The organism is Achromobacter spanius (assembly GCF_003994415.1).
GTDB classification, from domain to species: domain Bacteria; phylum Pseudomonadota; class Gammaproteobacteria; order Burkholderiales; family Burkholderiaceae_B; genus Achromobacter; species Achromobacter spanius_C.
Map to the genome: position 1 here is coordinate 2925602 of NZ_CP034689.1, position 12045 is coordinate 2937646.

Annotated in this window: 12 protein-coding genes and 1 pseudogene; 6 read left to right on the forward strand and 7 right to left on the reverse strand. The window is 60.9% G+C overall.

What is annotated here, in order from left to right; translation table 11 throughout:
* Positions 1–4: 4 nt before the first annotated feature.
* Both ELS24_RS13520 and ELS24_RS31080 read right to left on the reverse strand, forming a co-directional pair.
* Positions 5–343 (reverse strand): hypothetical protein, encoded by a 339-nt coding sequence (locus tag ELS24_RS13520; protein ID WP_127184394.1) that lies wholly within the window; start codon positions 341–343, stop codon positions 5–7.
* Positions 344–2012: 1669 nt separating this feature from the next.
* Positions 2013–2312 (reverse strand): annotated as a pseudogene (locus tag ELS24_RS31080) (helix-turn-helix domain-containing protein); the annotation flags it as partial.
* 111 nt (positions 2313–2423) lie between these two features.
* Between ELS24_RS31080 and ELS24_RS13535 the strand changes: the two are divergent.
* The 5 genes from ELS24_RS13535 (at position 2424) to ELS24_RS13555 (ending at position 7458) form a co-directional block, all read left to right on the forward strand.
* On the forward strand, positions 2424–3641 hold the full coding sequence (locus ELS24_RS13535) for an MATE family efflux transporter (protein ID WP_164741252.1): 1218 nt from the start codon (positions 2424–2426) through the stop codon (positions 3639–3641).
* Between the two features lie 120 nt (positions 3642–3761).
* The gene (locus ELS24_RS13540; protein ID WP_127186328.1) at positions 3762–4712 is read left to right on the forward strand and encodes a GlxA family transcriptional regulator; all 951 of its coding nucleotides are present in this window, start codon (positions 3762–3764) and stop codon (positions 4710–4712) included.
* Between the two features lie 128 nt (positions 4713–4840).
* Positions 4841–5599, forward strand: a complete 759-nt coding sequence (locus tag ELS24_RS13545; RefSeq protein WP_127184397.1) for an SDR family oxidoreductase — start codon at positions 4841–4843, stop codon at positions 5597–5599.
* A 57-nt stretch (positions 5600–5656) separates the two neighbouring features.
* Positions 5657–6850: an MFS transporter gene (locus tag ELS24_RS13550; protein ID WP_127184398.1), complete on the forward strand. Its 1194-nt coding sequence runs from the start codon at positions 5657–5659 to the stop codon at positions 6848–6850.
* 68 nt (positions 6851–6918) lie between these two features.
* Positions 6919–7458, forward strand: coding sequence for a carboxymuconolactone decarboxylase family protein (locus ELS24_RS13555; protein WP_127184399.1), 540 nt, complete (start codon positions 6919–6921; stop codon positions 7456–7458).
* Between the two features lie 151 nt (positions 7459–7609).
* Here the strand turns inward: ELS24_RS13555 and ELS24_RS13560 are convergent, their stop codons facing one another.
* Both ELS24_RS13560 and ELS24_RS13565 read right to left on the reverse strand, forming a co-directional pair.
* On the reverse strand, positions 7610–8473 hold the full coding sequence (locus tag ELS24_RS13560; RefSeq protein ID WP_127184400.1) for a helix-turn-helix domain-containing protein: 864 nt from the start codon (positions 8471–8473) through the stop codon (positions 7610–7612).
* A 42-nt stretch (positions 8474–8515) separates the two neighbouring features.
* Positions 8516–8896, reverse strand: a complete 381-nt coding sequence (locus ELS24_RS13565) for a nuclear transport factor 2 family protein (protein ID WP_127184401.1) — start codon at positions 8894–8896, stop codon at positions 8516–8518.
* A 323-nt stretch (positions 8897–9219) separates the two neighbouring features.
* On the opposite strand from ELS24_RS13565, the gene ELS24_RS13570 reads away from it, so the two are divergent.
* A complete protein-coding gene (locus ELS24_RS13570) occupies positions 9220–9540 on the forward strand; it encodes a DUF1330 domain-containing protein (protein WP_127184402.1) in 321 nt (106 codons plus the stop codon).
* A gap of 173 nt (positions 9541–9713) precedes the next feature.
* Here the strand turns inward: ELS24_RS13570 and ELS24_RS13575 are convergent, their stop codons facing one another.
* The 3 genes from ELS24_RS13575 to ELS24_RS13585 form a co-directional block, all read right to left on the reverse strand.
* The gene (locus tag ELS24_RS13575; RefSeq protein WP_127184403.1) at positions 9714–10592 is read right to left on the reverse strand and encodes an alpha/beta fold hydrolase; all 879 of its coding nucleotides are present in this window, start codon (positions 10590–10592) and stop codon (positions 9714–9716) included.
* Positions 10579–10836 (reverse strand): ArsR/SmtB family transcription factor, encoded by a 258-nt coding sequence (locus ELS24_RS13580; RefSeq protein WP_240669504.1) that lies wholly within the window; start codon positions 10834–10836, stop codon positions 10579–10581. The genes ELS24_RS13575 and ELS24_RS13580 overlap by 14 nt, the downstream gene beginning before the upstream one ends.
* 270 nt (positions 10837–11106) lie before the next feature.
* Positions 11107–11991 (reverse strand): SDR family NAD(P)-dependent oxidoreductase, encoded by an 885-nt coding sequence (locus ELS24_RS13585; protein WP_127184405.1) that lies wholly within the window; start codon positions 11989–11991, stop codon positions 11107–11109.
* Between the last annotated feature and the right edge of the window lie 54 nt (positions 11992–12045).

The following is a 12045-nucleotide window of genomic DNA, read 5'->3' on the forward strand; positions in this document are numbered from 1 at the left end:
GGGGCTATTGAATGGACGCTGGAACGTCGTATAGAGACCGTTCCAATTCGGCTGGGGCATCATCGTCGGCAGAGCGCGACTGTTCCAACATGGCATCGGTCAACGTGCCAACGTAATCACACAAACTTTGAACCCCGCCCATCAGCGCGGCGACTGTCCATGCATCCAAGGGCGCCGCTCCTGTTGCGTCAGGTTCGAATGCGCTGTTGCCGACCAAGCGCGCGATGGCGTCAATGGCGTGGCGGGTGCGATCGACGTGATGAAGATGCGCCAAGGCGACGACGCCGAGTTCAGGGTCGGTGTCGACAGACCAGGGGTTTTGCGTGAAAGGGTGCTGCGTCATGAGTGCCTCCTACCTATAGTGGCGACGAACCCGCTCCCCGCTTCCAAACGGGGTGGGCGGGCACGAGACAAGGTTGGAAGACCGGAGCTATAGGACCCGGCGTGCGCAAGCGCACCCCCGTCAAGGCCCGCCCATAGGGACGTGCAAAGACGCGCGAACGAAAAAATGCCGCCTGAGCGGCGGCTGTCCGCCTATAGCTTTTCGGCTTCCACACCGAGCTACCGTTGGTGCGGTAGTGGGGGGAGTATAGGGCAATGGGGAAGCGGGGAGGGGTGGGGATTGCGTCATGGTCGGGTTTCGACCCGAAGCTGCCGTTCGAGCCTGACTTGTCGATGCCTGATAAGCAACGATTGCCCCTCTTGTAGTTGCTGTAAGACGAACTACGCACACAGCCATAAAGCGGCTATCCAAAGCACCAGACTAGAGCCAGCTACCTTGGAAGATGCTGCTCAATCAAGTCTGCCTCTCGGTTCATTCCGCGCTTGCGTAACTCTTGAATAAAGACTGGCCAGGGCGGAATATTGCTCATATATGGCGCAGGTCCCATCGACATACCTCCTCCGGGACCAATGGATAGTCCGCCACCAGGTCCCGTAGACAATCCACCCCCGGGACCAATGGAAAGACCACCACCTGGTCCAATAGATAGACCGCCACCTGGGCCAATGGAAAGACCGCCGCCTGGACCGATAGACATCCCTCCACCTGGACCTATAGACATTCCACCGCCAGGGCCAATGGATGCTCCGCCACCAGGCCCAATTGACATTCCTCCCCCTGGACCAATTGAACGCCCGCCGCCAGGGCCAGTACTCTGATTTCTGTTCCACATAGTTGCTTTCTCCGGCTTTGCTGAAAAACAGGCGTCAATTCATGGCCTGTCGACCAAGGAATACAAGAATTCTAAATATCTGCTTCTGGCCGCGAGCCGTCCTTGTCGAAAGGCCGAGGGCGACCTGAAGCGGCCGTTCGCGCGCCAGGAGCCAATGCTTGCTGTGCGGCGATAGCTTACCTTTCCTGTCACTCGCGGCTCTGTTCACCACATGACGCGTTCCTGCCCCATAGCGGATAGATCGAATGTTAAAAGATCCGGACATTCGCCTATCAGCAAATCTCGGTACACGGGAAGACTGACGGCTTTCCACTATTCCTTGAGCCAAGCTTTCCTGATCTCCCCAAAGTTGAGCTCCTTCCACTCTTCCTTCCATAGCTGGTAGTAGGGGATGTCGGTCGATGACGGCGGTGGATCGCAATGCTGAACCTTGATCAACGACGGCATCACCACAGATTCACCAATCAGCAGCGCCTCCCCGGCACCCAAGGTCGGGAGTTTGTCGCACAGGTTGCCGAGCGTATCGGGCAGAAGGCGCGCAACGTAGCTTTGGTCACTCGGATTGGTCAGGCGCATTGCCAGGAAGTTACTGCACTGGGAAAAGATAGTCTCGGAAATCTCGGACGGCCGCTGACTCGAAAGGAGCAGCGTCACGCCGTACTTGCGACCTTCCTTGGCGATGCGCTCGATTGAGAACTTGGACGCACGAAAACGCGCCAGGTCGCTGTTTGGCACGTACTTATGAGCCTCCTCGTACACTAATAGAAGCGGTGCGTCGGTGTTGATTTTCTCCTTCGCCGCAGTCCGCATAACCTTGTAGTGATACCCGTAGCCGCCCAAGAACTCCTTGAGTTGCGTCACGCCACCGGGGTAGCCCAGTTCCTGTATCTCGCGCAACAACACAGCCGCTGGGATCCAGTGTGGCCGCGCCGCTTCGATGCGGCCATGAAGGTAGTCCTTGTACGGATCCAGCTTGGTTGTGCGCGCCTCGCGTGGCTTGTACTGCTGGGCATCGGCCTCACGCAGATATCGCCTGATCGTGTTGCGTGAGCAGCCCAACTGTCTGGCCATCTCCCGAATACTGACGCCACGACGCGCCATTACCTTGATCTCCACTGCTTGCTCCTGAGTCAACATCTTCGGCGGCCAAAAGGCCACCATCATTGCCCAGGTGGGTCAGATTTACTCCGACGGGGTGGGTCAGTATTACATCGGCGATGACACCAAACCTTTGTCGGACTGATGGAGGTGTGGTTTCTCTCCCAGCTTGGTGAAGACGTGCTCGCTGGTGTGTCGGTTGTGTTTCCATTGCTGGCGTTGACGACGGCGCTTGCGACCGGCGCGGTGGGTGGGGGAATGCTTGGCGCGGTTGCGCGGGCGCTGGGGCGCAACGACCGCGTGCAAGCCAACGCGCTGGTTTGGCATGCTGTCGCGATTGCGGTGGCGTTTGGGCTTGTCACGGCGGGGCTCGTCTTGGCTTTTGGCACCGTGGCTTTCAGTGCCATGGGGGCCAGCGGCGCCGCGCTTGCGCACGCCGACCACTATGCCGCCGTCGTCTTTGGCGGGGCACCGCTGATTTGGCTGTTCAACGCACTGCTGGCGGTCATCCGGGGCAGTGGAAATGTGCGCTTGCCGATGCGGGTGGTGTGCGGCGGCGGGGTCATCCTGATACCGGTATCGTGGCTGCTGATCTTTGGCGCGGCAGGCTTTCGGGGGCTGGGCGTGACAGGCGGCGCGTTGGCAATGGTCTTGTATTACGCCGTTGGTAGCCTGGTTTTCGCAATATATCTTTGGCGTGGCCAAGGGGTGCTGCAGCCGGCTGCCAGACCGGTGCGGCTGCAACGTCGGCTATTTGCCGACATTCTCAAGGTCGGCGGCGTGTCGGCCCTTATCGCGACAAGTACCAATCTCACCATCGCCATCGTTACCGGCTACGTTGGGTCGTACGGTCTGGCGGCCGTGGCCGGGTACGGCGCGGCTGCGCGATTGGAATTCTTGTTGGTGCCGCTCAGTTTCGGCATCGGCGGGCCTGCCGCGATCCTGATTGGCACCAACGCGGCGGCGGGCAGGATCGATCGCGCACGCCGCGCCGCGTTGATCGCAGCCTGTCTGGGGTTCGCCGTTGCCGAGGCTATTGGGTTGGTGGTTGCGATATGGCCCGAGTTATGGCTGGGCGCGTTTTTGACGGACCCCGAAAGTGTGGCGACGGGAAGCGTTTACCTGCGCCATGTCGGCCCCTTTTTTGGCTTCTTCGGGCTTGGATTCACCCAGTACTGTGCCGCGCAGGGCACCGGCAAGATGGCGGTACCGTTGGCGGGCGCCTTGGCGCGCACGGTGGTGGCGTTGGGTGGGGGGCTGATCGCCACCACGCAGACCGGGCTGTTCGTCAGCGTGGGCCTGGGTATGGCGGCTTTTGGGGCGGCGGGGCTTTATGCGCTGCTGCGCGATTGCCGGAAACAGGAATAACGAAGGATGGCTTTCGACGTCCAAATGGCGCAACAAAGTGGGCCGATATTTTTCAACAACGTGGATGCCGTTCCCCGTGCCGGATTAAGCTGATCTTTCATTGCCTGAAAAGGAAGCATGATGCGGCACGTTGGTTTAATCCTGGAAGATGGCTTCCAGCTGATGGGTTTGGCGGCGCTCTCTGCCTTTGAGCTCGCCAATACTGAGTTGGGCGATAAGGGCTATCGGCTGACGGTGCTCTCTGAAAAAGGCGGCACGGTCAGGTCGTCCATGAACGCAGGTATCGAAACGACGCCGCTAGGTGTCATACCCGATACGCTGATGGTTGCCGGCCAATTGGCGCCCCAGGATATTTCGCCCGGGGTGCGTGCGTATCTCGCCCGTGCGGGGGAACAAGCCCGCCGGGTGGCTGGGGTATGCACAGGCGCTTTTGTGCTGGCGCACGCCGGTCTGCTTGACGGCCGTACCGCCACCACGCACTGGGCGCATGCGCCGGCGCTTCGGGCGCGCTTTCCGAAGGTCAGGGTCGAAGAGGACCGCATTTTCGTCCGTGACGGCAACATCTGGACGTCGGCGGGAATGTCATCGGCCATCGACCTGACGCTTGCGCTGATCGAGGACGACCATGGGGCTGCGCTTTCCCGGGCACTGGCTCGCAGGCTTGTCGTCTACCATCGTCGCCACGGCGGGCAATCGCAATTTTCGGCGATGCTTGCGCTGGAGCCTCGCTCTGACCGGGTAAAGCGCGCGCTGGCCTACGCTCGTGAAAACCTGCGCAATCCCTTGTCTGTCGAAGAGCTTGCCGAAGCTGCCAGCCTGTCACCGCGTCAGTTCAGCCGGGTATTTCGCGAAGAAACCGGGAGGTCTCCGGCCAAGGCCGTGGAAATGCTGCGCTTGGAGGCTGCGCGCGTCATGTTGGAAGACGGCCGTCACCCTTTGGAAATCGTGGCGCGTGACACGGGTTTTGCTGACCGTGACCGAATGCGGCGCGCCTTCCTGCGCAATCTTGGCCAGCCCCCGGCCAGCGTGAAGCGGAGCCTGGTGTCGATGCAAGACCGCGACGCCGCCTGACCGGCCATGGGCGGCCTGCTTATCACCCGTGTCCGTTTTTGCCGGATCTATGGCATTTGAGACTTCACCCGACCCGCGCATAGTACGTCCATCGAAGGCGCCATCCAGGCGCAACACAAGGACAAATCATGCAGATGACGGGCAACACAATCTTTATCACGGGCGGCACCTCGGGCATTGGCCGCGCGTTTGCCGAACAGTTTCATTCCCTGGGTAACAAGGTCATCATCGCCGGGCGCCGTCAGGCGCTGCTGGATGAAGTGGCGGCGGCCCATCCGGGGATCGAGGGCGTCGCCCTGGACATCTCGGATGCCGCCGACATTGACCGCGTTGCCGCGCAACTGATCCGCGACTACCCGACGCTGAACGTACTGATCAACAATGCGGGGATCATGCCGTTCGACGACCCCTCGGGCCGGATCGATGATGCCGTGTCGCGCCAGATTCTCGACACGAACCTGCTTGGCCCGATCCGGCTGACCTCTGCGCTGATCGAGCATCTGAAGGCGCAGCCGCGCGCGACGATCATTCACAACACCTCGGTTCTGGCCTACGTGCCTATTGCCACCAATGCCGTCTATTCCGCCTCGAAGGCGGCGCTGCACTCGTATGCCTTGTCGCAACGCTTCATGCTCAAAGGCACCAGCGTGTCCGTCCAGGAAATCGCGCCGCCGTGGGTCGACACCGACCTGATCAAGAAGAGCGGTGACCCTCGCGCCATGCCGCTGGACGCCTTCATCGCCGAAACGATGAAGGGGTTGGCAACCGACGCACCGGAAGTATTTGTTGAGGCGATTCGTGCCCTGCGCGACAACCCTGGCATTGGTGAACATGCGCTGATTGACGGTTTCAACACTGAAATCGCCGCCAATCCCATCCCCGTCTAAGACGCCTGACAGGCGGGCTCGCGCCCGCACAGACTGCATTTGTAGGAGAGTTGCGTCATGACCGCAACGCTTGCCGACGATTCGCGCACGGTGTTGCTGCCCGCGGGATTCCTGGCCTTGGGAACGTTCGCCATTGGCACCGAAGGCTTCATGATCGCGCCCTTGCTGCCGGTCATGGCGAAGGACTTTGCGCTGCCCGTGCCCACCATCGCGCTGTTGGTGATCGTGTTCACGCTGGTGCTGGCATTGTCGTCGCCGGTGACCACCGTGGCCACCGGCCGCATGGCCCGCAAGCAGGTGCTGCTGATTGCGATGGCCCTGTTCGCCATTGGCAACGTCGTGGCCGCGCTGTCTTCGTCGTTCACCGTGCTGATCGCCGCGCGCGTGCTGATGGCCATTGCGGCGGGGCTATATGTGCCCGCCGCCAATGGCCTGGCCGGCGTCATCGTCCCGCCCACGATGCGGGGGCGTGCGCTTGCCATTGTCAGTGGGGGGCAGACATTGGCCATCGCACTGGGCCTGCCGCTTGGCGGACTGATCGGCCACGCGTTCGGCTGGCGGGCAACCTTTCTGCTGGTCGGCGCGATGAGCCTGGTGGCCATTGCAGGCATTTTGACCGGCATCGACCGTGACGCGGGGCAGGGCATCGCGGTGGCCAGTTTGCGCGAACGTGTCTCGGTGGTGGCGCAGCGTTCCGTATTGCGCTTGCTGGCGGTCAGCCTGTTCTGGTCAATCGGCGCCTTTGCTGCCTACCCGTATATCGCCGAGTATCTGAGCGCCGTGTTGGCCTTCGGCCCATTGGAGATCACCGCGTCTGTCTCGCTCTGGGGGCTTTGTGCAGCGGCTGGGGTCATGACGGGTGGGGTCCTCAACGATCGCTTCGGGGCAGGCACGGTGGTGCGCGGGTCGCTCGTGCTGTTGGCGTTGTCGTTCCTGGCTTTGGCCGTTGCAACGGCGCTGCCACCGGGAGTTTCACTGGGTCTGGTCCTGGCCGCCGTCGCCGTGTGGGGCTTCACCGTGTGGTCATTCTTTCCCGCGCAGATGGCACGGCTTATCGGCGCGGGCGTCCCCTCGCAAGCGCCCGTTGCGCTAGCGCTTAACACCTCGACGATGTATTTCGGATTTTCAATCGGCAGCGCCCTGGGGGCCGCCGTGTTGGGCGCTGGCGCCATTTGGGCAATTGGCGTCGTGGCGGCCATGGCGGAACTGATCGCCTTGGGCCTGAACGCCGCCTTTGCGCGTAGAACTTGAATTTCTCTGTATCGGCGGGTTCACCGCTGCCGGATTTCAGCAACACCACTTTGAAAGGAACCAAGAAAATGACTTCCCGTATCAACACGCCCGCCGCCGCTAGCGCCTCCGGTGAAACCGCCGACGTTTTCGCCGCTATCCGCAAAGCGGTGGGCATGGTCCCTAATGCCTATGCCGCCATTGGCGCCTTGAATACGCCCGCACTTAAGGCGATGCTATCCGCCGACGCGGTGCTGGCGCAAGGCGTCCTGTCCGCGCAGGACCGCGAAACCATCAAGTTGGTGGTGAGCGCGATTGCCGGTTGTGACTACTGCGTCGCTGCACACAGCCTGGCGGGCAAGGCATCCGGCCTGCCCGTGGACACCGTGCGCGCCATCAGGGCGCTGCAGCCGACCGGCGATGCAAAGCGCGATGCGCTGATCCAATTTGTCCGGCACCTTCAAGAAGGCCGAGGCACCCTCGACGCCGAGCAATTCACGGCCTTGCGCGCGGCGGGTTATCCGGACGAGGCCGTCGTGGATATCGCATTGGCCATCGCCGTCATCACGTTCACGAACGTGTTCAATCGTGCGAATGACACCGTGGTGGACTTTCCAGAACTGAAGTGATGGGAGTGACGGGGGAAGGGGAGCAGTAAGGAGGGGCGGTCGGGTCGGGTCGATGACCGTTCCCGCCTCAAAGCGGGAGCAGCGCTGGGAAGCGCAGTGCAAGCTGACACGGCCACTGCAGCTTTACCCCCTTCGGGTACCCCCATCTCCTTCAAGCCTGTTCCGACATCGCTGCGCGCTCACGGAACCAGTGAGCCGTGGCCTCGTCAGCCGGAAAGAACGATTCGATCCGCAACTCGTGCACTGTCACGTCGTGCGGTGTGCCCATGGTGGCAATCGAAGTGAACAAGTTCAGCGCGACACCATCCTTGCGAATCTGCATCGGTAGGAAGGGCAGCGCACGCGCATCCAGGTTGGCTACGCGGGTTGTTTCGCTGATCCCTGGCAACGCGGTCAATTCATCGAGCAAGTTCGCCGCCTCGCTCCCGAGGCCGTCGCTCATCGCTTCACGCTGGATCCAATGCAGCAGATCAGCGCAGACGTCTTCCCAGTTCAGCAGGTGCTTGCGAACACCATTCGGATCGAGCATCAGTTTCAGCACATTGACGCCCTCGCTTGGCAAGGGGGCGCCGTTCGGCATTTCGAGCAGCCAGCGCATCATCATTGCCGCCGGCGCATTGGCCATCACGAGATTCCACAGCCGATCGACCACCAGCGCCGGATACGGGGCTTGCTGGGCCAGCATGAAGTCCAAGGCCTGCTTCACCGCGGACAGTTCCGGATCGGACAGGCGGCGTTCCCGGTAGGCCGGCGCATAGCCGGCCGCCAGCAGCATCACGTTGCGCTCGCGCAGCGGGATGTCGAGGACGATTCCAAGTTTCAGAACCATCTCGCGGCTCGCCTGCGAACGGCCGCTTTCAAGGAAGCTGATGTGTCGCTGCGAGATTCCGCTCTCGCTCGACAGCCGAAGCTGGGTATAGCCACGCTTGTCGCGCCAGTAGCGCAGTGCCGTGGCGAAATCGGCAAAGTAGCGGCTGTCGCGCTCACCCTGCCGGGCGTGGTCTTGTTGTTCCATGCTATCTCCATGCTGACTAGCTGCCACACGACACGTCCGGCTTCAAGAAGGCATTTTGTCAAGAAAGCCCGTGATCCGTTCGATGCGTCCGTCCGGCGCTACTACGGCAATATCGGTGCCAGCCGCCAGGTGTTCGGCATCCTCTGCACCAAGGGACCACGAAAAGCGAACGACGTCATGATGTCCATCCGGCGTTCCGGACACCTGAAAGCGTAAGCCGGCAAATTGTGCTTGGGCGGCACTGATCATCGCATCAAGGCCATCGTGCCCAGCCGCCTGCATGATCGGGTCCAGATAACTGGCCTGCGCCGTAAAGGTCTGTTCGATTAGCGTGCGGCGGCGTGCCGGATTGTTTTCGTTCCAAATGCCAACATATTGCTCGGCAATTTGGGCCGGGATGCTTGGACGGACATTTTCGCTCATGGGAATCTCCTTGGAAAAATGGTTTGGTTGCTGCGGACACGCATTGTCGAATGCGATAGCGTGATGTTGCTGCAGCGTGCGATCCCGGTCGATTACGTGCCAGGTAATAACGCTATTCCGCGCTTGACGTAGTCAGTGGCTGGCCCGGCAACCGGTAAGCCTCGGTCGTTCGCGCGATTGGAAGTACGCCAGCGGATGGCACACGACGCGATTACCTCCGACGTCATCGACGCACGGGATCGCCCAGTCGACACTGGCATCACATCGCCGCAACACATTGCATGGTTGCGCAGCTATCAACACCGTCACTTCAGGAGTCATTCATGCCAGCTTATGCCGTCGCCATCATTTCCGAAACGCACCTGAACGACGAGATCCGCGCCTATCTCGAGCAAATCGACTCGACACTCCAGCCGTTCGCAGGCCAGTTCATCATCCACGGCGGGCCGTATCTTTCGTTGGAGAGCGAGCCAACGGCAGACCTGATCGTCGTCAAGTTTCCCGATCTGGAGCGTGCGTCGCGCTGGTATGAGTCACCGGCCTACCAAGCGATAAAACCATTAAGAGCGGCAAACAGCGTTGGGACAGTGTTTCTCGTCCAAGGTGTGCCGGAAGACCACCGCGCTACGGACATTCTTGCTTGAGTGGTGCACCAACTGTCTGATGGAGCTATATCGCGCACTGCTTGTTTGTGCGCTGGCGAGGCATTTAATAGTGCTCGATAAAGCCATCCCTGGCTACATCGTGTTCTTGGTACCTCAAAAGGGCCTGCTTCATGGCCTATTCTGTCCTTCGGTAAGGAAGGGGCGGAGCGCGGTTAAGGCTTCGTGGGGGCCTCTTCCGGAATGAAGTGACCGCTTGGCATGGACGCAAAGCGAGCGTCCTCGCACCACGCGTTCCAAATCGCTTCAAGGTCGAAATGGCGTCCAGTCACGCCCGCGTCGCCCCAAAGGACAAGCGTGGGGCAGGCAATCTTGCGGCCCGCAGCCCGGTCCGCCGCGTCATGCTCTCTGTCGATGCCAAAGCCCGCGCGGAAGCACTCGCACATCGCGAAGATGGAAGCTGGTTCCGTGGACCTTTCTAAATACACCGCTAGCGCGTCCTCGTTGTAGGGCACCGGCTTGTCACCGAGCCCAAAAAGAATCTGGCGCTGAAACGCCTCTGCGTCGCCTTCGATCAGGCGGTCGGGTTGCGGGTAAGGCTGGGTCAGGAAATAGAAATAAAAATAGTCCTGCGCGATCTCGGCCGTCGCGTTTTCGTAGAAGTCCAGTGCAGGCACAATGTCCATGACGCAGAGGCGTTCGATGGCGTGGGGATAATCCAGGGCCATGCGACGGGCAACCCGTGCTCCGCGGTCGTGGCCGACCAGCGAAAACCGCTTGAAACCCAATTCACGCATGACAGCGATCTGTTCAGCGGCCATGGTGCGCTTCGCGAAAGGGTTGGGCGACTGTCCTGCTTTTGGCTTGTGGCTCTCGCCCCGGCCCCGAATGTCGGTCAGCACGACCGTGAAGCGGTCGGTCAGACTCGGTGCGATATCGTGCCAGCAGAGATGAGTCTGTGGATCGCCGTGCAACATCAGAAGGCCCGGGCCGGACCCGCCGACAAGTGCCAGGATTTTGTTGCCATCGATCTCGACGAACTGTCGTTTGAATCCAGGTAGTAGCTTTGCATCGGCCGCCTCAGAGATGTTCACGGAGCCACTCCTTGTAAGCGGCAATGGCCGCCTCGTTGCGTTTGAAAAAGGCCCACCGGCCGATGCGATGGACCGTCACGAACTCCGCCCGGCGGAGCAACTCCAGATGGCGGCTGACAGTGGGCTGCGCCATGCCCAGCTTCTCGGTCAGTAACGTGACGCAGACCCCGATCTCGCGTGGATCGCCGGTGACCTGATGGGAGAAGTGCTCGTGCGGCGTCCGCAACCAGTCGAGAATCGCCACGCGAGACTCGTTGGCAAGTGCCTTGGATTGTTCTATGGGATCTGTCATGCCGTACATTAAATAGCAATATAGCTATATGTCAATATCTGGCGGTAAATTTGAGTCGGGATGTTGGATCAGGAAATGCCAGGGGGCCATCATTGTTGCGACACGGGCGCCGTGCAACAGCCAGGCAATAAGGAGGCCCTGACCGTGAGGTCAGGGCCGAATTGATTGACGTAGAACCGACGCAAGAATTCCGCCTGCTCGTTCGCGGAAATCCCCGCCGCATTATCTGCTGCTTCCCCCAGCCAACGCTTTAGCCACTTCATGCCTGGCTTGGTCCCAGCCCGAGGCCGGACTCATCTGGCCAGCCTGGTCCTGCACTTGTGCCAACTTTGCCGGCAGCGTAACGGCGGGATCGTTGCCGTCGGCGATATGAATGCCTTGCGTCATGGTGATCTGGGCGCTTTCGAAACTGCCGCCGCCCGCCAGAAGAATCATGCGTGTGGGAGCGTCCTCGCCCACCAAGGCCAACAGCGCGGTACTAACGCGTTCCGGCGTCATTACCGCCTGCGCCTCGGGCGGCAGCAGTCCTTCCGTCATGGCCGTGACCGCGCTGGGGGCAAGGCAGTTCACCCGCACATTTCTTGCGGCGCCTTCCAGCGCCAGCGTCTGCATCAGCCCCACCAGCGCCATCTTCGCCGCACCGTAGTTGGATTGGCCGAAGTTCCCATATAGCCCTGACGAAGAGGTCGTCATGATGATGCGGCCATAGTTCCGTTCACGCATTCCCGACCACACCGCCTTGGTGGCATGGACCGTCCCCATGACATGCACATCGAGTACCAGGCGGAATTCATCCAGCGACATCTTGGCGAAGCTACGGTCACGCAACACCCCGGCGTTGTTCACCAGGATATCCACCCGTCCGAACTCAGCGACGGCATGCGCAGCCATGGCTTCCATGTCTTCGTAACGGGTAACGTCGCCCTGATGCGCGATGGCCTGACCGCCTGCTCGACGAATTTCCTCGGCCACGGCCTGTGCGGATTCGCCCAGGTCATTCACAACGACCTGGGCGCCGTGACGCGCCAGCTCCAGCGCATGTGTGCGTCCCAGCCCGCTGCCTGCGCCGGTGACTATCGCCACCCGATTCTTCAAGAAGTTCGACATTGCTTTCCCTTGCGCCGCGAAGATGACAAAGACATCTTTTGCATGGATTCTTCC